The organism is Ahrensia marina, assembly GCF_001293565.1.
Taxonomy (GTDB): domain Bacteria; phylum Pseudomonadota; class Alphaproteobacteria; order Rhizobiales; family Rhizobiaceae; genus Ahrensia; species Ahrensia marina.
Genome location: NZ_JXMU01000002.1, coordinates 137,609 through 156,944 on the forward strand (window position 1 = coordinate 137,609; position 19,336 = coordinate 156,944).

At 48.2% G+C, this 19,336-nt stretch carries 18 protein-coding genes; 6 read left to right on the top strand and 12 right to left on the bottom strand.

The genetic code is table 11. The annotated features are described in order from the left end of the window. Nucleotides 1–89: 89 nt before the first annotated feature. Nucleotides 90–1,940 (bottom strand): DNA mismatch repair endonuclease MutL, encoded by a 1,851-nt coding sequence (gene mutL, locus SU32_RS02160; protein ID WP_053997686.1) that lies wholly within the window; start codon nucleotides 1,938–1,940, stop codon nucleotides 90–92. Between the two features lie 128 nt (nucleotides 1,941–2,068). Here mutL and SU32_RS02165 point away from each other — a divergent pair, with 128 nt between their 5' ends. Next, complete coding sequence (locus SU32_RS02165; protein WP_053997820.1) at nucleotides 2,069–2,416, top strand: protein tyrosine phosphatase family protein; 348 nt, start codon at nucleotides 2,069–2,071, stop codon at nucleotides 2,414–2,416. Between the two features lie 28 nt (nucleotides 2,417–2,444). Here SU32_RS02165 and SU32_RS02170 read toward each other — a convergent pair whose 3' ends face one another. From SU32_RS02170 to msrP, 7 genes are all read right to left on the bottom strand, one after another. Then, nucleotides 2,445–3,407: a PCC domain-containing protein gene (locus SU32_RS02170; protein WP_053997687.1), complete on the bottom strand. Its 963-nt coding sequence runs from the start codon at nucleotides 3,405–3,407 to the stop codon at nucleotides 2,445–2,447. Then, nucleotides 3,407–4,996: an acyl-CoA synthetase gene (locus SU32_RS02175; RefSeq protein ID WP_053997688.1), complete on the bottom strand. Its 1,590-nt coding sequence runs from the start codon at nucleotides 4,994–4,996 to the stop codon at nucleotides 3,407–3,409. Before SU32_RS02175 ends, SU32_RS02170 begins: the two co-directional genes overlap by 1 nt. Beyond that, nucleotides 4,993–6,162, bottom strand: coding sequence for an acetyl-CoA acetyltransferase (locus SU32_RS02180; RefSeq protein ID WP_144421006.1), 1,170 nt, complete (start codon nucleotides 6,160–6,162; stop codon nucleotides 4,993–4,995). Before SU32_RS02180 ends, SU32_RS02175 begins: the two co-directional genes overlap by 4 nt. A 57-nt stretch (nucleotides 6,163–6,219) precedes the next feature. Next, entirely contained in the window at nucleotides 6,220–7,701 is a 1,482-nt protein-coding gene (locus tag SU32_RS02185; RefSeq protein ID WP_053997690.1) for a protein adenylyltransferase SelO, read from the bottom strand. A gap of 26 nt (nucleotides 7,702–7,727) precedes the next feature. Then, nucleotides 7,728–8,129, bottom strand: a complete 402-nt coding sequence (locus tag SU32_RS02190) for a Fur family transcriptional regulator (protein ID WP_053997691.1) — start codon at nucleotides 8,127–8,129, stop codon at nucleotides 7,728–7,730. 148 nt (nucleotides 8,130–8,277) lie between these two features. Next, complete coding sequence (gene msrQ, locus SU32_RS02195; protein WP_053997692.1) at nucleotides 8,278–8,913, bottom strand: protein-methionine-sulfoxide reductase heme-binding subunit MsrQ; 636 nt, start codon at nucleotides 8,911–8,913, stop codon at nucleotides 8,278–8,280. A gap of 2 nt (nucleotides 8,914–8,915) precedes the next feature. Further along, a complete protein-coding gene (msrP, locus tag SU32_RS02200) occupies nucleotides 8,916–9,878 on the bottom strand; it encodes a protein-methionine-sulfoxide reductase catalytic subunit MsrP (RefSeq protein WP_053997693.1) in 963 nt (320 codons plus the stop codon). 146 nt (nucleotides 9,879–10,024) lie between these two features. Between msrP and SU32_RS02205 the strand changes: the two genes are divergently transcribed. From SU32_RS02205 to SU32_RS02215, 3 genes are read left to right on the top strand one after another with little or no spacing between them, the layout of a single operon-like run. Further along, nucleotides 10,025–10,459: a YqaA family protein gene (locus SU32_RS02205; protein ID WP_053997694.1), complete on the top strand. Its 435-nt coding sequence runs from the start codon at nucleotides 10,025–10,027 to the stop codon at nucleotides 10,457–10,459. 55 nt (nucleotides 10,460–10,514) lie between these two features. Beyond that, entirely contained in the window at nucleotides 10,515–11,189 is a 675-nt protein-coding gene (locus tag SU32_RS02210) for a DUF2161 domain-containing phosphodiesterase (protein WP_053997695.1), read from the top strand. After that, entirely contained in the window at nucleotides 11,182–11,403 is a 222-nt protein-coding gene (locus SU32_RS02215) for a hypothetical protein (protein ID WP_053997696.1), read from the top strand. The genes SU32_RS02210 and SU32_RS02215 overlap by 8 nt, the downstream gene beginning before the upstream one ends. 109 nt (nucleotides 11,404–11,512) lie before the next feature. Here SU32_RS02215 and SU32_RS02220 read toward each other — a convergent pair whose 3' ends face one another. Together SU32_RS02220 and SU32_RS02225 are read right to left on the bottom strand one after the other, a co-directional pair. Beyond that, nucleotides 11,513–12,010 carry a copper chaperone PCu(A)C gene (locus tag SU32_RS02220; RefSeq protein WP_053997821.1) on the bottom strand — a complete coding sequence of 166 codons (498 nt, stop codon included), beginning with the start codon at nucleotides 12,008–12,010 and terminating at the stop codon, nucleotides 11,513–11,515. A gap of 63 nt (nucleotides 12,011–12,073) precedes the next feature. After that, a complete protein-coding gene (locus SU32_RS02225; protein WP_144421007.1) occupies nucleotides 12,074–12,457 on the bottom strand; it encodes a hypothetical protein in 384 nt (127 codons plus the stop codon). A gap of 278 nt (nucleotides 12,458–12,735) precedes the next feature. Here SU32_RS02225 and SU32_RS02230 point away from each other — a divergent pair, with 278 nt between their 5' ends. Continuing rightward, a complete protein-coding gene (locus SU32_RS02230) occupies nucleotides 12,736–13,944 on the top strand; it encodes an ATP-binding protein (protein WP_053997698.1) in 1,209 nt (402 codons plus the stop codon). 180 nt (nucleotides 13,945–14,124) lie between these two features. After that, nucleotides 14,125–15,543, top strand: a complete 1,419-nt coding sequence (gndA, locus tag SU32_RS02235; RefSeq protein WP_053997699.1) for an NADP-dependent phosphogluconate dehydrogenase — start codon at nucleotides 14,125–14,127, stop codon at nucleotides 15,541–15,543. A gap of 26 nt (nucleotides 15,544–15,569) precedes the next feature. On the opposite strand, the gene SU32_RS02240 is transcribed toward gndA, so the two are convergent. Next, the gene (locus SU32_RS02240) at nucleotides 15,570–16,385 is read right to left on the bottom strand and encodes an alpha/beta hydrolase (RefSeq protein WP_053997700.1); all 816 of its coding nucleotides are present in this window, start codon (nucleotides 16,383–16,385) and stop codon (nucleotides 15,570–15,572) included. A gap of 82 nt (nucleotides 16,386–16,467) precedes the next feature. After that, a complete protein-coding gene (locus SU32_RS02245; RefSeq protein ID WP_053997701.1) occupies nucleotides 16,468–18,888 on the bottom strand; it encodes a putative bifunctional diguanylate cyclase/phosphodiesterase in 2,421 nt (806 codons plus the stop codon). Between the last annotated feature and the right edge of the window lie 448 nt (nucleotides 18,889–19,336).

Below are 19,336 nucleotides of genomic sequence, written 5' to 3' on the forward strand. Positions count from 1 at the left end.
GACGGCCTGATGCCTGATTATAGTCGTGCGCAAATTGAGCTTTGAAGGGTTCTGCTTTGTCCATTGTAATGGATCAGGCCGGTATGCGTCTAGCGGCGGCCAAACAGTTTTTCCATATCAGCTAACTGCAGTTCGATAAATGTCGGTCTTCCGTGATTGCATGTGCTTGATCCTGGCGTTGCTTCCATCTGCCTTAACAGGGCATTCATCTCTTCATTGCGCATACGCCGTCCGGCCCGTACAGAGCCGTGACAAGCCATAGTTGAGGCAACTTTTTCAATCATGTCTTTGAGCCGCAACGTTCCGTCAGACTGGCCGCTTTCGAGGATATCGCCTGCCAGATCGCGAACAAGATTATGTGTATCCGTGTCGCCAAGAATAGCGGGCGTGCCGCGAACAGCTACCGCACCGGGACCGAAACTTTCCACCAGCAGCCCGAACCGTTCAAGTTCACCGCTCATCGCCAGCAGAGCTTCTGATTCATCTGCATTCAGGTCAATAATATCAGGCACCAGCAACATCTGGCTGGGCATAACGCGCTCCGATAGAGCTTTCTTCAGAGATTCAAATACCAGCCGCTCATGGGCAGCATGCTGATCGACGATGACAACTGATTTTTCGGTTTGGGAAACAATATAAGTATCGTGAATTTGTGCGCGCGCTGCGCCTAAAGGAAATTGTGAACTCACGCGCTGCGCTGCGGCATCCGTACTTCTTGGCGGTGTTTCCGCCAAATCACGCACGATTGGCGGCATGTCCGGCATATGTGATTGCTGGCCTTCGTGAAAGCTGTTTACAAAAGGGGTCGAAGACTCCGTTAAATCCGGCTCAACTGGTTTGTTCCAGCTTTGCTGACTTTCCGGATTATGCGGCGAATGAGGCGGAGCGCTAAAGCCCGGTTTAAAAGCACCGCTCATGGCACTTGCTGCTGACGTGGAAGCGCGCACCCCTTCTTGGGCAAGTGCGTGGCGAATACCGGACACAATAAGACCGCGTACAAGACCCGGATCGCGAAATCTGACATCAGCTTTGGCCGGATGAACATTCACGTCAACCAGCGCTGGGTCGATGTCGATGAACAAGACAACGACCGGAAAGCGATCACGAACCAACATATCGGAATATGCGCCACGCAGCGCACCGAGAATTTGTCGGTCTTTAATGGGGCGCCCGTTCACATAAGCATATTGATGCGCTGCATTGCCGCGATGATAGGACGGCAGTGAAATGAGGCCCGTTATGGAAATACCGTCCCGTTCAACATTGAGCTCAATGCAGTTATCCGTGAATTCCTGACCCAGCACTTGGGCAATACGTTTCTTGCGGCCTGCGGAATCCGCGCTGCATTTTGGAAAATCAAGAATACGGCGTTCGGTACCTGATAGTGAGAAGCTCACCGCAGGCGCTGCCATGGCAATGCGGCGCACGACATCATTGATCGCTGTGCTTTCGGCACGCTCTGATTTCATAAATTTTAAGCGTGCAGGTGTCGCGTAAAACAAATCACGCACTTCAACGCGTGTACCGGGATTGCCTGCAGATGGTTTCGGGCCGGATACTGTACCGCCTTCAACATCAATGCGCGCGCCATCAGTGCCATTATGCTGGCGGGATATCATGGATAGTTTGGCAACGGATCCTATCGAAGGTAGGGCCTCGCCGCGAAAGCCAAGCGATGCAATGGCGTTAAGCCCATTTTCCATTTTGGACGTGCAATGACGGGAGATGGCAAGTTGCAAATCCTCACCTGTCATACCGTGCCCGTTATCGCTCACACTCATATAGGTTTTTCCGCCTGTGGCGGTTGAGATTTCTATACGTGTAGCGCCGGCGTCCAGAGCATTTTCAATAAGCTCTTTGATAACACTTGCAGGCCGCTCGACAACTTCGCCTGCAGCAATTTGATTGACTGTAATTTCATCGAGACGTCGAATATGCATAGCGTCTATATAGGTTAAATTGATAAGCGCTTAAACCGGTGTGTGATGATATCAACTGCTTGCTAAAGACGTTGATTGCACATCCGGAGCGCACTATCATATGGCCACGAACAATGTTGGATTTTATTATGAGTTTGCCTGCTGATTATCGAAAAATTGATGACGAAGTTGCGGTTTCGGGACAGATTTCGCCTGAACAGGTCGCCGACATTAAAGCGGCCGGATATAAATCCATCATCTGCAACCGGCCTGACGGTGAGGCCGTGGACCAACCGAACTATGAATTGATCGAAGCAGCTGCCGTAGAAGCTGGGATTGCTATCCGTTTTATACCGGTCACGAAAATGGGCATGACTCAGGAAAATATTGAAGATACGCGCACTGCGCTTGATGATCTCGAACGGCCTATTTACGCATATTGCCGCTCTGGTACCCGTTCAACCAATTTATATGGCATGGCTATAAATCAGTCCTAAATGTTAGAGCAAACGCGTTCGGATTGCTCTAATAGCTTACATCGCGAACCTGACGCATCGTTGCCAGCACAGCCGGATCTTTGACTTCCATTAAGTAGATCTCGGCTGTGATACATACCGGCGCATGACCTTTGATAAGGTAACCGCAAAATTCTGTGCCAGCTTCATCAACCAGATTGGTCAAGATTGAGGCAGTCGGATGTCCGTTTTCGTTCGTCATAACCTCCCCGTGAAATGAGATTGCTTCTGTTCCCACGCTGGATATTTTTTGAATATCTCCCCGCATACTAAGCGCTGGCGCATTAAGGCTGCCTAGCGAAGCGCTGATAATGGCGTTCTCGATGCCTTGGGACTGGCAAAAATTTTCGAGTGCGTTGGGTAAATCCTCATTGGGGTGCACACGAATAAAATATTCACGCCCATATTCGTCGCTTGTTTGAGGTGGAGCATGTTTATCAATTTCAAAAATTGCATGCAGCGTTTCTTCGCTTGCGCGCTTGGTTATGCTTGCACCAATAAAAACATTCATCTGCGCGCTGATAGGTTCGTCAATTATGCAGTCAGGCGAAAACAAATGGCCACCCATTTCCGTCGGGCTGTCATCGCTTACAAAACGTGCATGGCAGTGAACAAAATGCGGCGCGTCTTCGGCAAAGCCAAATGAACATGTGCCCATCAGAATTTCCTTTTCCGCTACATCGCGAATGAAAGTGTAATTGGCCGATTTTCCCTCGCGGGCAGGGCCGCCGGTGGTAAATCGTGTTCTGGAGAACTTTCCGCCATTGATAGAAGCTGTGCCGCACTCGCCGCCAAGGCTCTTTGCCGCCTTGATAACAGCATTATGCAAACTTTCTCCGGCCGGTAAAATGACGTGATCAGAAATAACTTCGGCTATTTCAACATAATCAATGCGCGTTGGATTGATCGGCCCGGGATGGACCATGTGATACGCTTCAGGCAAATCCGCAAGAACCATTTTCGATGCTGGCATTACTGGATTTCCTTGATCAAGCCGTCGGCTAAAAGGAGCTCGCGAACACGGCGCTTTTCAATCTTTCCATAGCCGGATTTCGGTAATTCATCACGAAAGACGATGAGTTTTGGCCGCTTGTAGCGTGCAATTTTATCATTGAACCAAGAGCGCAGTTCCGTTTCCGTGACGGTTGCACCGTTCGTCAATACAATGACTGCTGCACCGACTTCGCCCCAATCCGCGTCGGGAATGCCAACGATAGCAATTTCTGCGATGGCAGGGTGCTCCAGAAGCTTTTCTTCGATTTCTCTCGGGTAAATATTTGATCCGCCGGAAATATACATGTCTGATTTTCGGCCTGTCAGATACACATAACCGGCATCATCCATATGCCCGATATCACCGGTTAAGAACCATCCGTTTTGAAAGCTCTCATCATTTGCTTTCTGGTTGTTGTAGTATCCGGCAAATACGGCAGGACCGCGCACGCCAATCGCACCGGTTTGTCCTAATGGCAATTCATTTGCCTCTTCATCCAGAATAGCAATCTGCATGCCTGTGCGCGCATATCCGCATGTTCCAACGCGCATTTGCGTATCATCCAAATAATGCTCATTGGCTGGCAATATTGTAATCGCACCTGTGACTTCGCCAAGACCGAAATACTGAACAAGAACCGGCCCAAGTTTTTTCAAAGCTGTTTTTTGATCCTCGCGATACATCGGCGCGCCGGCATAAATCACATGCTTGAGGCTGGAATGGTCAAATGCATCCACGCTTGGGTGTTCAACCAGTCTTTTGGCGATTGTCGGCACGGTGAACATGTTGGTTACTTGATGCTTCTCAACCAACTGCCATAGTTCTTGCGGGTCAAGCCCGTCAAATGCTGTTAAAACCGTCTTCGCGCCGCGCGCAACTTGAACGAAATAGTGCAAACCGGCACCATGCGAGAGTGGCGCGACAACCAATGATGCATCCTGCGGTGACAGACCGGGCATCAGGTCGGCTGCATGATTTGTAAGCACGAATCCGAGCTGGCCATGTGTCAGGGCAGCACATTTAGGCGTGCCTGTCGTGCCGGAAGTAAAGAAGAACCAAGCTGGATCATTATAGTCAACATGCGCCTCGTTGAAGGCACCGTGTTTCATATAGTCAGCAACAAGTGCTTCATAATTTCCACCAATGATGATCGGCTCGCTCTGCATCTGTGACAGGTTGGAAAGCGCGGCAATATGATCGGGAAAATCCTGATTTCCGATGAAGTGTGTCGCGCCTGAAATCTCCGCCATTTGGGCAATCTCGGTTGCGTTGAGACGAAAATTTGTTGGAACCAGCACCGCACCTGTTTTGAACACGGCATACATCGTTTCTGCCATATCGAGGCAATTGTTGGAGTGCAGAAGAACGCGGTCGCCTTTTTTGACACCCATATCAGTGAGCGCGTATGCAATTGCATCAACTCGTGCATTCACCTGCTGCCAGCTACGCACATCCCCGGCGCGAATAAGGGCGGGAGCGTCTTTTAAACGGCGCGCGGCTTGTGTCAAAAAATGCCCGATATTCATGACGGCATTGGTTTGACGCGTAATATTCAAATCCGTGGTCATCGAAAGCGCTCTAAAATACTCGTATAATTGGCCACTGCGGTGCCGCCCATATTAAAGATCGCGGCAAGCTTTGCGTTTTTGACTTTTGCACCTGCGGTTTCGCCCATCAATTGCTTGGTCGCCATGACGTGCATGGACACGCCCGTTGCACCGACAGGGTGCCCTTTGGCTTTCAGGCCTCCTGAAGGATTCACCGGTAGGCGGCCATTGATAGAGGTTTCGCCGGAACGCGCGACATCGCCGCCACGCCCGCGTTTGGCAAGCCCCATCACCTCATACTCGATAAGTTCGGCTATGGTGAAACAATCATGGACTTCCGCAAAGCTTAAATCATCAAGCGTCAGTTGTGCGCTTTCTAAAGCTTTGTTCCATGACAGCTGCGCGCCCAGAAACTCGGTTGGATCTTTCTTTGACAATGCAAGATAATCATTGACCTGTTCAGCAGCGCGAAATGAAATGGCGTAATCCATCGTCTGGGCAGTTTCGTCCTGTGAAATCACCAGCGCCGCTGCTCCATCTGAAATGAGCGAACAATCGGTACGCCGCAGCGGTCCTGCAACATAAGGATTTTTTTCTGAAATCTGATTGCAGAACGCGAAGCCGAAATCTTTTTGCATATGTGCAAGGGGATTGAGTGTGCCGTTGGCATGGTTCTTGGCGGCAATATGTGCAAGCGCGTCACTTTGATCGCCGAATTTCTGATAATAGGCTGATGTTATGCGCCCGAAAATGCCGGCAAAACCGGCATCAATATCGGCTTCCTCCTCAACATAAGAAGCTTTGAGCAATACATCACCAACTTCAGCGGTTGGCAGAGCCGTCATTTTTTCAACGCCAATTACGAGCACATGCCGCGCTTTACCGGCTGCTATTTTGTCCAGCGCACCATGAATGGCAGCACTGCCGGTTGCACAGGCGTTTTCATAGCGGGTTGCAGGCGTGTGCCGCAGTTCTGGAACCGCGATCGATACCAGACTGCCTGCAAAATCCTGACGAACAAGTCCGGCATTGAATGTGCCTAAGCAAACGGCATCAATTTCCTCTGCGGACAAACCTGCTTTCTCAATTGCTTCAATCGCAACGTCGCCAATCAAATCCTCAACAGTTTTGTCTGTTAATTTGCCAAACTGTGTGTGAGCCCATCCGGTAACTACAGCCATGTAAATTCCTCCCGCACTACATTGAATGAGAACAGTGCCTCAATCAATCTCCAAGCTGTTTATTCAAGTGCCGCAGAAGGTATTTGTGATCGCTTCTTCAGGTTTTGGCGGGAGCAGATAACGCTCGAAGCCGGCACGTTCTTCATAAGGGCTAGACAAAACATCCATTAATTTATTTGCAAAAGCCATATTGCCTTTTTGTGCTTCTTCCAGCGCTTCATTCACCAAATGATTACGCGGAATATAGGCGGGGTTTACTGCAAGCATTGCTTCCTGCCGTTCCTCATCGCTCCTGTCTTCGAGCTGAAGCCGCGAGCGGTAAGCGACCATCCACATGTCAAACATGGATGGCCCGCCAAACAAGTCGTGAAAGGCCATGTCTTTCATACTAGGCTGGCTGGATGCTTTTGAAAGAGCGCGGAAAAATTGCGTAAAATCAACCTCATTGCCTGCAAGGTGTTTTGTTAAATCCTGCCATAGCGCGATATCGCCTTCATCAGGTTTTAACAGGCCCAATTTTGAACGGATGAGCTTTTCATAGCTGGCCTCGAAGGCTTGCGGGTAAACATCAAGTGCTTTTTTCGCATACTCAATGGCTTGCTCTTCATTCTCATCAAGAATGGGAAGCATGGCCTGGGCAAGGGCGGACAAATTCCACTGGCCTATGGATGGCTGATTGCCATAGGCATAGCGGCCTCCTTGATCAATCGCACTGTAGACTGTTTTAGGATCAAAGTGGTCCATAAATGCGCACGGGCCATAATCAATCGTTTCGCCAGCAATAGACATATTGTCGGTGTTCATAACGCCGTGGATGAAACCGACCATAAGCCAATTTGCGATGAGATTGGCCTGCTTTTCAACCGCATTTTGCAACAGAGAAAAATATGGATTTTCATGGTCGCGTGCATCGGGATAATGGCGGTCGATAACATGATCTGCAAGCGCTTTAAGGGATGCCGTGTCACTGCGGGCATAAAAGAACTGGAAAGTACCAACGCGAATATGACTGGATGCAACACGTGTTAAAATTGCGCCCGGTAAGACGTCTTCGCGGATTACATCATCACCGGTAACCAATGCTGCCAAAGCCCGTGTGGTTGGAATACCGAGCGCGTGCATTGCCTCTGAAACGATATATTCGCGTAATACAGGCCCGATTGCTGCTTTACCGTCTCCGCCTCGTGAAAAGGGCGTTATGCCACTGCCTTTGAGCTGTATATCGCGGCGTTTTCCATGCGTATCGATAACTTCGCCGATTAGCAGAGCACGACCGTCTCCCAGTTGCGGCACAAAATTGCCGAACTGGTGACCGGCATAAGCGCTTGCAATTGAAGCCGCGCCATCAGGCAGCGCATTGCCGGATAGCATATCGATACCCGCCTTTGATTTTAGCCATTTAGCATCGATGCCAAGTTCCGCGGCTAAACTTTCATTGAGCGCGAGTACTTCCGGAGCACTTGCCTTGGCAGGTTTGACCTTTGTAAAGAAGCCTTCCGGTAATCGGGCGTAGGAGTTGTCGAAGTTGATCGGCGCTGCCGTCATAAAATTTTCCTGTCAGCTTTGAATTGTTATGCCGCCTCTTGGCATGTCGAGCAGATACCGCGTAATTCAACGGTGGTCTTTTGCAGACGAAACGCAGCCTGATCTGCAATGCCGCGCAGTTGGGCGGTAAAATTATCGTCGGAGATTTCCGAAACCTGCCCGCATTTTTCGCAAATAATGAAAGCGACTGAGTTGTGAGATTTACAACTTCCATGGCTGCATGCGACGAAGGCGTTCAGGCTTTCGAGCCTATGAACATGGCCGAACGCAAGCAATGCATCCAGAGCGCGATAAATTTGTAAAGGCGCGCGCAAACCTTCACCGCGAAGCGCGTCCAATATCGTATAGGCACTGAGCGGTTGATCCGACTTGTCCAATACATCCAACACAAGTGATTGGTTTTTGGTCAGTTTTTGCGGGCTAGTCATTGCTCATTCCTTTTGGGCGCAATATCTGAAGCGACAAACAGCTTAAAATGAAGAGAACAAGTAATGCCACAACAATTGCTGCTGTGGTAGGGGCCAAACATCAGTGCACCATAATCTATATACCTATTTAATGGCTTGTAACGCGCATTCAAGCCGTCTGGGTTTTGGATGTTTGAGGGTTTTGGCGCGTTTGTTTCTTACGTTTCGGATAAAACTTCCGGCTGGCAACCAACAAAACAGCTAATGTGAAATAGATAATTGGTTCCAACTGCCACGTCTTTGTAAGTAACATATAGTGCAATGCGCCAAGAATGACGGCGGCATAGACAATCTTATGAAGCTTATTCCATGTGGCGGCACCAAGCTTCCGGATGGAAAAATTGTTCGAAGTTATCGCCAGCGGTACCAGCAAAAGAAAGGCTGACATGCCGATTGTGATGTAAGGGCGTTTCCAGATGTCGCCAATAATTGCATTCAAGTCGAGTTGCCTGTCGAGCAATGTGTAAACCAGCAAATGCAGGACGACGTAAAAGAACGCGATCAAGCCTATTGCGCGCCGGTATTTGACAAGATTGATTTTTGCAAACCGCATCAAAGGGGTGATGGCAAGGCCGAGCAGCAAAAATTGCAGGGCATGTTCACCCAAATTGTTTTCCAGAACCGCAATCGGGTCCGGCCCAAGCGAATTTGTGACAACGCCATATACAAGATAGGCAGCCGGTAAAAACCCGAGGCTGTACACAACCCAAGTAGGAGCTTTAGTCCATAGCTTTGACTGCGCCATAATCAGTAGTTCTTTACAAGGTCCATGCCTTCATAAAGCGAAGCGACCTCTTCCTTGTAGCCGTTGAATTGTTCTGTTTGGCGGCGCGACCCGAAAATTCCGCTGCCAATAATTTTCTCTGATTTCTGACTCCATCGCGGGTGATCAACGCCCGGATTTACATTAGAATAAAACCCGTATTCGCTTGGTGCCTGCAAATTCCAGGTGGTTGGCGGCTGCTGGGCAACAAAATTAATGCCAACGATGGATTTGATAGATTTAAAGCCGTATTTCCAAGGAACAACCAAGCGGATTGGTGCTCCATTCTGGTTTGGCATCTGTTTGCCGTAAACACCAACGGCCAGAATGGTCAGCGGGTGCATTGCTTCGTCCAAACGCAGCCCTTCGACATACGGCCAGTCCAAACCAAAAGCGCTTCTTTGCCCGATCATCTCTTCGGGCCGTACCAAGGTTTCAAATGAGACATACTTTGCATCGCCTTGATAGTCGTACTTTTTGAGAACATTCGCCAATGGAATTCCAACCCATGGAATGACCATCGACCATGCTTCAACACACCGCAGTCGGTAAATGCGCTCTTCCAATTCGGGACTGTTGAGTATGTCGTTTATGTCTATTGTGCTTGGATTGTTTACCAGACCGCCAACCTTGATTGACCAAGGCTCTGTTGTCAGCGCTCCGGCATTGGCTGCCGGATCGCCTTTACCGGTGCCAAACTCGTAAAAGTTATTATAGGTTGTAATGTCCTCAAACGGGTTTGCCGGGTCTTTTGTGGAATAGGGACTGTCTTTGATAGCGACATTCAGCGCTTCGTAATCATCAATGCTCTGTGCGTAGCCGGTAGAAGGTAGGCTTGCACCGGCTGCAAGTACGGTTGCGCCAGCCATAAATTGGCGTCTGTTTAAAAACACTTTCTCCGGCGTGATCTCGGAACCCTTAGGCATTGGATAGCGATATACTGGCATGTTTTTCCCGTTTTGCTGGCTGCTGTTGCATTATTCATAGCAGAACTGCACACACGTGCTAATCAACTTGAGGGACGGTCTCATCACGCTTTGGTGAGTCCCGTTCACAGGAAATTTGTCGATCACGAAGTAAAGCGGCTGTTTTTATGCTCATTGGCGGATATTTAGGGCTGTTTGTTACGAGTTTTCTTGCCGCGACTTTACTACCGGCCGCAAGTGAACTTGGTCTGGCCGCGCTGTACGCGTCGAAAGAGTATAAGATAATTCCGCTCGTCATCATTGCCAGCCTTGGCAATACTCTGGGAAGCATCAGCAACTGGATAATCGGGCGTTTCCTTGAACGGTTTAAAGACCGAAAGTGGTTCCCCGCCAGCCCCGCACAGCTTGAGAGTGCTCAAATTAGGTACAACAAATATGGATATTGGTGCCTACTGTTAAGCTGGATGCCTGTAATTGGAGATCCTATTACGCTTATTGCTGGCGTTTTGCGCGAACCATTTTGGCGGTTTGTATTAATCGTCGGTTTTGCAAAAACAATGCGCTATGTGATTTGGGCGGTTATTGTGACGCGCACCATATAGACCGGCTGTGGCAAGCTATGGGTTGGCGGGGTGTAGTGGTAAAAGTGATGCTGGTATGACGAAAAGAAAAATAGCTGAAACGGAGCTTTACGAGCCGATTAAGGCATTTCTTTCCAAGCAGGGCTATCAGGTGAAAAGCGAGATCGCAGGTGCGGATATTGTCGCGATGCGGGACAATGAGCCGCCGGTCATTGTCGAGTTGAAAACAGGTTTCAGCCTCACGCTTTATCATCAGGCAACCGACCGGCAATCCATGACTGACGATGTTTACATTGCTGTACCGCATGGAACAGGGCGGGCGTTCTTAAGCAGTTTGAAAAATAACAAGCGTTTATGCAGGCGGCTGGGACTTGGCCTTCTTACCGTGCGCATGAAAGACGGGTTTGTTGAGCCGCATCTTGATCCAGCGCCCTATAAGCCACGGCAATCGAAACGAAAATCAGGGCGCTTGTTGCGCGAATTTGCAACAAGGGTGGGCGATCCCAATCAGGGAGGCATTAACAAAAAGACTATTGTAACCGCCTACAGACAGGACGCCATGCTTTGCTTGCATTACTTATCGGACAATGGACCGTCTAAAGCATCTGATGTTGCAAAAGCGATATCAGTATCGCGGGCAAGAGCAATTATGGCGGCCGATTATTATGGCTGGTTTGAAAGAGTGGAGCGTGGAATATACTCTCTCACGCCAAAAGGCGAAGCCGCAAAAAAGGATCATGTAAATGAGTAAGAAGTTCAGTTTTTTCGATTTTGATACACCGTTCTTTTATCCGGTTTGGCGGCGTTTCGCGGTGCTGTTTGTTCTTTTTGCTTGGGGTCTGTTTGAGCTTTATATGGGCGCGACCACTTGGGCGGTAATCTTCATCGGCTTGGGCATCGTTGCAGGCTGGAAGATGTATAATATTGACTGGTCAACGGTCAAAAGCGATGAACCGGAAGCCTGACGATTTGCAGATGATCTAATGCGCGATGCAAGAAACGAGGGCACTTTGCCCTCGTCCTGAAATTTCAATAAATGAGCAGGCTTTATAAGGCTGTCTCACTTTCTTTCACTCAATGGTTTGAATGATCCATATCCATACCGTCGCCGCCGAGAGATTTTTTAATTTCTTCCAGCGTTTCGACGTTTAAAGTCACATCAATTGAGCCTGCTTTTTCAAAAGTCAAAGTCGCGACATATTTCTCACCTTTGGTGAGCTGTTTTTCGAGTTTCATAAACATCAAATGATAGCCGCCGGGCATAAGCTTCACTTCGCTGTTCGCCGCGATTTCCAACCCGTTTTCCAACTCACGCATTTTCATGACATCGCCGGACATGGACATTTCGTGGATTTCTGATTTCCCGGCAAAGCCAACTTCGACTGCGATAAGGCGGTCGGCTTCCGAACCATTGTTTTTGATTGTCATATATCCGCCGGATACAGGGGCGTTAGCAGGTGTTTCGCGCATAACAGGATGATCGATAACAAGGTCGCCAATTTTATAATCATGCGCCATTGCAGCGCCTGTCATGAGTGTTGCAGATGCAAGTGCTAAAAGTAGCTTTTTCATAATATTCTCCATCGCCTGCGCTTCGTTGCGCGGCATTAATTTCATTGTTTGAGCTAAAAATGTTCAAACAGAAGGTGGAGCCTGACTTTGTGATAAAGTTCGATAAAGCGGTCGCCTGAAGCCTATGGCCTTTTCCGGAACCAAAACATCCAGAACAGTTGCAAACAAAACGCCGCTTGACGCCGTGTGTGCACCGGCAAGCAACGCTGTTGCTGCAATTAAGCAAAATTCGCACGGTACAGCTGAATTGTGATGCGAATTGCCGTCGCCGGATTGGTCGCACAATACGGGCAAGGTGCCATCTGGTAAGACAAACTGCGCCGAAAAAGCGCGAATATCATAGCCTGACGGTGCCGTTATCTCGCGCGAATAAGCTGTGTGGGCGAAGGACGCCAAAACGAGCGCTGCAACCAACAGTAATTTCAATGGTAGAAATGTGTTTTTCAAACGGTCACTCTGGTAGCGTCATGTGAAGGCATCTTACGCACCTTCCTTATACCGGGGTTAGGACAAAGCCTATACGTGTTTTTGACGCAGTTGTAAGCCAATCTTCGTTATTAGCCGGATTAGGTACTAATTTTGGCTATTTGCAGCCGATTCAGCTTCAGGCAAGGTCCGGTGCAATATAGTTAACAAATAGTTAACGAGCATAGATACGCATCTGCATTTGAGAAAATCCATACAAGTCAGTTGCTGCCATTAAATTGGATTGCTCTGGGGGTAGTATGGAAACAATTGCTGATACGCGTAAATTTGCCGATATTTTTGCCAATTTACACCTGACATCCGCCAAGCCTGTGAAGGCAGTCCCTAAGGCCAAAACGCTGGATGTGTTGATCATTGACGCGGGAGGTATCGATTTTGAGGTGTTGAAAGAGCAGTTGAGGCTCATACAGCGCTACAACGTAAATCTGTCGCGTGCTTACAGCTTTACGGACGCAGCGAAGGTTTTAGAACATAATCCCGTTGAACTGGTAGTTATTGGTCATAATCATGCAATTTATGCTGATGATGATGCGCTGAACATCTATGCTGAAATAAAGAATGAAATGCCTGTGCTGTTCATGTCCGGAAGCACCTCCGATGACAGCATGGAGGCAGATTCAGTCAACTATATCGATGTTGATACTCTCACACCTTCGTTATTGGAGGTAACCATTCGTGTTGCGCTGCACATATTTACAATCGAGCAAAAGCTTGAACAAACCGTTGTCAGGCTAAACGAAGTCCAACGTGCAAAAGACAATTTCTTTGCACATGTAAGCCATGATCTGAAAACACCGCTGAACGCTATCTTGGGCTATTCAGAAGCGCTTATGCTCGGTGCATTCGGTCCATTGGAAAATGCCAATGTGGCAGATACGCTATCGGTGATTAACCGCGCAGGAACAAATCTTCTTGGTGCAATCAACGAGCTTATTGTTCGCGTTTCAAGTGTTGATTATCTCGAAAAACCTCTTTGGGAAGTCGCCGATATCAACGAAATAATTCGCACTGCCGTTGGTCAGGTTGATGTTTTTGCTAGTTGTCGCAATCAACAAATAAACACCCGCTTTGATGCTGCATTATGTCTGACAGAATGTGAGAGCAATGCTCTGGCGCAGGCGGTAACCAGTGTTCTGACAAATGCGATCAAATATTCACCTGAGCAAAGTCATATAAGTGTCTCTACGCGAAACTGCGGCCGGCATGTCGAGATAGTAATTTGTGATCAGAGTGTAGTATTGGCCGGGCCATCATGGGAAACCGCACCTTCTCAATATGGATGCTTTGAACAATCGGCAGACATAGCCAAACAAGAGACCTGTAAGGGGCTGTCTGTCGTGCGTTCCGTTGTCGACCTCCATCATGGACAGTTAGAGGTTTCAGGTCACGCCGATGGTGGATCAATGATCAAGATCACATTGCCCCGTAGCCGTCCTAGAAACCAGTAATTTGTCTCAAGCGCACCTAAACATTTAAACACATGTTATGTGATGTTTGGGATGATGGCGTGGGATCAACTTCCAGTGAAATGTTAATTTCGCAAGTGCTACTTAAATACTATGCTGCTAGTCTTATCTACGCATAGATGGCACGAGCATGCTCAAAGCAACACTGAAATTGGAAACGAAATGACACGGCAACCAACGGTAGGGTTAATCGGACTTGGCACAATGGGTAGCAACCTTGCGCTCAATATAGCGGAAAACGGTTTTGATATAGCCGTATACAACCGCACAGTGGAACGTACCCATGAATTTGTAGAAAATGCGGGGAAGCTAAAAGAAAAACTAATCGGCACTGATAGCTTGGAGGAATTCGTTGCAGCCCTCAAAAGCCCGCGTAAAATAATTCTGATGGTGCCTGCCGGTAAGGTGGTTGATGATCAGATTGCGGCGCTGCGTCCGCTTATTGCTCCCGAAGATATTATCATTGATGCCGGTAATGCTAACTTTGGCGATAGTAACCGGCGTGCGGCAGAAGCGGTCGACAAGGGTTTTCGCTTTTTAGGCGTTGGTGTTTCTGGCGGTGAGGAGGGCGCACGTTTTGGCCCTTCAATAATGGGCGGTGGCCCGCGCGAAGCATGGGACGAAGTCGCGCCGGTGCTGGAAGCAATTTCGGCGAAATATGATGGCCAAGCCTGTGCCACCTGGATGGGCGAGGGCGGTGCCGGTCACTTTGTCAAAATGGTGCATAATGGCATTGAATATGCCGATATGCAGATGATCGCAGAGGTTTATGGTATTCTGCGTGACGGCATGAATATGTCGGCACCGGATATTGCAGACATTTTTGCAAAGTGGAATGAGGGACCGCTTCAGTCCTATCTTATCGAGATTTCGGCAGAAGTGTCTAAAGTCATTGATGACAAAGCCGGCGTGCCAATTCTGGATATTATCTTGGATAAAGCCGGCCAAAAGGGAACCGGGCGCTGGACAGCGATCGAAGCACAGCACCTCGGTACGCCGGTCACCACAATTGAAGCGGCGGTGGCAGCACGAAATATTTCCGCAAATCTGGATCAGCGCAAGTCAGGTGAAGACTTGTTCGGGGCAGCGCCATCAATGGTTCAGGATGCTTCCATCACAATCGATATGCTGGAGAATGCGCTGCTCGCCGGTAAAATCGCTTGTTACGCGCAAGGCTTTGATATGTTAAGCGCAGCTTCCGAAAAATATGAATGGGGCCTTCCAATGCCGGATGTTGCTGAAGTCTGGCGGGCTGGATGTATCATCCGTTCTGCGATGTTAAATGATATGGCCGAAGCTTTGAAAAAGGCACCGGGGGCGAACCTGATGTTTGCGTCGTTCTTTGCCGAGCGATTGAAGAGCAGTCATGGTGATTTGCGCCGCGTTGTTAGCCAAGGGGCGTTAACAGGCAATTCAACACCCGCTTTGTCTGCCGGTCTTGCTTATTTTGACATGATGCGCACAGGCCGCTCAACAGCCAATATGATTCAAGCGCAGCGCGACTTTTTTGGTGCCCATACATTTGAGCGTATTGATGAAGAAGGCGCGCACAACGGACCGTGGAACGGCACCGATAAATAGCGTAACTCAGTGATAATGGTGCTAGCTTATGCAAGCACCGTTCGCATCAAAGCGGAATCTTTATCAAGCAACCCGTCAATGACATTAAAATGATGTTTGTCGGGTTCCTCAACAGCGTCAGTCAAAATGCCGAGACCGTGCCAGATATTTGCGATCAGTGCGTTCTGGCGCAGGAATTCGTGCCTTTCATTGCCGCCTACCCATGCGGTAAGGCGTATGTGGGGCAGCGGCATTTTAAAAGCCGGACTGTTTTGTTCGGCGCTGTCAATGGTCAGTTTAAGCGCCTCGTTGAGCTTTGTATGGATTAATGGCCGAAGATCGAAAAGACCAGATATAGGAACAATATTAGTAAGACGTGCGGCCGTTTTTTTATCCAATTGGGTTTGTGTCGTTCCAAGCTCGGCAACAATGTGTCCGCCAGCTGAATGACCTGTCAACATGATAGGCCCGTCAATCTTGCTCGCCGCATGATTAACTGCCTGGGCAACCATCTGTGTAATTTGGTCGATAGTCACTTCTGGACAAAGTGTATAGTCAGGAATCAAAGCTGCATAGCCAGCATCGACTGCACCTTTGGCACAATGCGACCAGATTGAGATGTCCGTTGACTGCCAATAACCACCATGAACAAAAACAAAGAGGCCCTTTGACTCGCCTGCCGGTAAGAATAAATCATATTTAGCGCGCTCTTCAGAGCCGTAAGAGATATCAAGTTCACCCTTGGCATTTGCTCTGAAGTTTGCAGCTTCGACAGGCCAACGCGATTTTATCTCTTCGCTGTTGGCAATATTGCCGCCATTTTCATAGGCATCATTCCAATCAGTTTTCTGAAAAGCCACCATGGTTGCTCCGCGCATCAGCCAGTCGTAAATCTTTATAAGTTGTGCAAATACCACTCATTTATTCAGCGGCCTAGACGTGTCATTATTTTGTTGAGACTTTGCGCGCACATTCTTCAAAGTCGAGCAAATTATCTGCGGAGTTTTTCACAAGCATACGCTGGACATCACGCGCGATAAAGCCTCCGATATCAATGACCTGCTGCGGCCTTCCGAAATAGTACCCTTGCAAATATGTGCAGTTGAGCTCCGATATCATTGGTAGCTGTTCTGCCGTTTCGATGCCCTCGATTGTTGTTTCCATTTTCAACTGCGTACCGAGGTGCGCAATTGTTTGCAGAACTTTTTTAGCGCTTTCATCGCGTTCGGCTTGTTGCAAAAATGACCGGTCGATTTTCAATTTATCAAATGGGAACTTGATGAGGTACATCAGGCTGGAAAAACCTGTGCCGAAGTCATCAAGTGAGAAGCTTACGCCAAGACGTTTAATTTTGCTGATTTTTTCATTAATAGCATCAGGATTGTCTGCAAAAACGGCCTCGGTAATTTCAAGCTCCAAACGGTTGGCTTCCATTTGTGTTTCGCGAAGAATGTCTTCCAGCCTATCAATGAAGCACTCTTGCTGGAACTGCGGAACAGACACGTTCACGGCAAGCTTCATATGTGATGGCCAGAATGATGCGATATAGCAGCCTTCACGCAGCGCCCAGTCGCCAAGCTTGTTAATCAAGCCGGTTTGCTCTGCCAGTGGAATAAAGACATCAGGCGGCACAAAGCCAAACTCTTCGTGTTCCCAGCGGGCAAGGGCTTCAAACCCCGCCAGAGAATGATCGGTTGATTTGAAAAATGGTTGAAAAACGAGTTTCAGCGCGCCGTTATCCAAATCCTTATCCAAGGCTTCGCGCATGATATTCATCCGATGTACCTGTTCGTTCATACTCGGATCAAAAACACGGTAGCAGTTTTTGCCTGAATTTTTCGCTTGGTACAGTGCAGTATCTGCGGAGCCGACGACGCTCTGAGTATCGCTGCCATCTTTATCTATGAAAGCAATGCCGATCGATGTGCTCAAACGAAACTCCTGAGCGCAACTTTGAATGGGATTTGCAATGCTTTTTACGATAGCTTCTGCAATCTCTTCGACGCTTTGTTCTGTTTTGTTTTCATCAATCATTGCGGCGAATTCATCGCCGCCCAAGCGCGCAATAATTGCAGCTTCACCAATTGCGGTTTTCAAACGTTTAGAGACTTCGACGAGTACCGCGTCGCCGGCCGCATGGCCCTTCGTATCGTTAATGCGTTTAAAGCCGTCTAAATCAATATACAATATTGCAAATTTGCTGGTGCTGTTATTCGGTTCTCTTGAAAGTGCTTTGTAAACATCGTCCACTTTTGAGAAGAATGATGATCTGTTCAAGAGGCCGGTCATCGCGTCATTATTGGCCAAGAACTCAATATTCTTCTGGTCTTCCACTTCTACAGTGCGGTTTTTCGCAAAACCCCGATATCCGGTGAACGTTCCTTCGGCATCAAACAAAGGTTTTCCGCTTACTTCAATCCAAACCATGGTGTCTTTACTGGTGCCGGCACCAAATGTGATTTCTTGGATGAGGTTCCTTTCGACAAACGCTTTTTGAATAGCGTCCAGATTTTCCAACACGTATAGATTGTTGCTTACAAACGCCTTGTGAACGTCTTCGAATTCGAAACGCCACGAAGATATATCTGTACCTATGGCGCTGGAAAAATGCTCAACCCCGTGCGTCATTTTTCCTTGGGAATCAATTTCCCAAAGCCAGTCACTTGCCCCTTCTGCATACTCGTTCAAAAGTATAGAGATTGTGTCAGCATTTTTCTGCTGCTCGAGGTCTTTACACACTGATTTTGCGAGATTTTTGGCAAATACCATTCCTGCGCGCACGAGAATAAAGCAGTAAATCAGAAACAATATTCCGAGAAGATTGGTATCAACCGTCTGGTGAGTGAAAATGGCTATCGTTGATAGTATTGCAATAGGAACAACGAAGGCCAGCAAGGCAGAGGGAACAAAGCTCAAGGCGACAGCACCGCCGCCCAACATGCCGGCAATTACAGCACTTATGATGAAATCCGGTGCGTCACTTGTCGCAAAAAATAATGTCGCCAGCGCTGCGCCCCACAAAATTGCGGTAATGCTGCAAAATAGGGTTACTTTCTCAACAGCTGAGGTGCCGACATTGTCTGGCACGGGTCGCGATCTGAACCTGTACACACCGTATGCGTTGTATGTCACCAGAGCCAGAACCGGTGTCATAAAGCTTATGGCAAGGAAGTGAAGCTCTGTTCCCCAAAAGTGAATTATCAGAGCAAAAGCATTGGCATAGCAAACCAAGACCATGAGCGGATTGACTGAAATCACACGTTGGAGTTGGGCTTTTCGAAGGGCGCTAGTTGCCAGTTTTGAATGTGCGTGTTTGCCAAGAATTTTTCTCTCGAAATGCAGAACCAAACTTTTCAGCAATGACATTGTAACTCCGCGTTTGAGAGTTTCACCTATCGTGTATGATCAATTCATATCTTGATGATGGGTGAGCATAAATAACTTCTGATGCTTGCTGCGCCTTTGACTTGATCGATAGGAAGTCTTTTAACGTAGGCCCAACAGTCGGCCTTTGCGAAGCACGTGTCTTTCATGACACTGTTTATGATCAGCATGATCTTTCTTGAAATAGATCAGTGCTTTGCTAATTTTGAGTAAATTTAGACGCCAGAAAGCTTGTATTTGCGGTCTTTCGGCACATTTTACATCCCTTCCGTTACGGTACTTTGTCCCGTTTTAAGCCACTTCCCTTTTCATTGAATGCTGGGCCGAAAATTGCTTTTGTATTATTTATGTATGCGTTTAGGGGCAAAATTAGACATATGTTTTGCCTGATTTAAAATGCAAAGATACAAAAATTTACACCATCCAAATT

Excerpts from the sequence above, each read along its gene's own strand:
- mutL (WP_053997686.1), bottom strand. The coding sequence starts at position 1,940 with ATGCATATTCGACGTCTCGATGAAATTACAGTCAATCAAATTGCTGCA.
- SU32_RS02165 (WP_053997820.1), top strand. The coding sequence starts at position 2,069 with ATGAGTTTGCCTGCTGATTATCGAAAAATTGATGACGAAGTTGCGGTT.
- SU32_RS02170 (WP_053997687.1), bottom strand. The coding sequence starts at position 3,407 with ATGCCAGCATCGAAAATGGTTCTTGCGGATTTGCCTGAAGCGTATCAC.
- SU32_RS02175 (WP_053997688.1), bottom strand. The coding sequence starts at position 4,996 with ATGACCACGGATTTGAATATTACGCGTCAAACCAATGCCGTCATGAAT.
- SU32_RS02185 (WP_053997690.1), bottom strand. The coding sequence starts at position 7,701 with ATGACGGCAGCGCCGATCAACTTCGACAACTCCTACGCCCGATTACCG.
- SU32_RS02190 (WP_053997691.1), bottom strand. The coding sequence starts at position 8,129 with ATGACTAGCCCGCAAAAACTGACCAAAAACCAATCACTTGTGTTGGAT.
- msrQ (WP_053997692.1), bottom strand. The coding sequence starts at position 8,913 with ATGGCGCAGTCAAAGCTATGGACTAAAGCTCCTACTTGGGTTGTGTAC.
- msrP (WP_053997693.1), bottom strand. The coding sequence starts at position 9,878 with ATGCCAGTATATCGCTATCCAATGCCTAAGGGTTCCGAGATCACGCCG.
- SU32_RS02205 (WP_053997694.1), top strand. The coding sequence starts at position 10,025 with ATGCTCATTGGCGGATATTTAGGGCTGTTTGTTACGAGTTTTCTTGCC.
- SU32_RS02210 (WP_053997695.1), top strand. The coding sequence starts at position 10,515 with ATGACGAAAAGAAAAATAGCTGAAACGGAGCTTTACGAGCCGATTAAG.
- SU32_RS02215 (WP_053997696.1), top strand. The coding sequence starts at position 11,182 with ATGAGTAAGAAGTTCAGTTTTTTCGATTTTGATACACCGTTCTTTTAT.
- SU32_RS02220 (WP_053997821.1), bottom strand. The coding sequence starts at position 12,010 with ATGAAAAAGCTACTTTTAGCACTTGCATCTGCAACACTCATGACAGGC.
- SU32_RS02230 (WP_053997698.1), top strand. The coding sequence starts at position 12,736 with ATGGAAACAATTGCTGATACGCGTAAATTTGCCGATATTTTTGCCAAT.
- gndA (WP_053997699.1), top strand. The coding sequence starts at position 14,125 with ATGACACGGCAACCAACGGTAGGGTTAATCGGACTTGGCACAATGGGT.
- SU32_RS02240 (WP_053997700.1), bottom strand. The coding sequence starts at position 16,385 with ATGGTGGCTTTTCAGAAAACTGATTGGAATGATGCCTATGAAAATGGC.
- SU32_RS02245 (WP_053997701.1), bottom strand. The coding sequence starts at position 18,888 with ATGTCATTGCTGAAAAGTTTGGTTCTGCATTTCGAGAGAAAAATTCTT.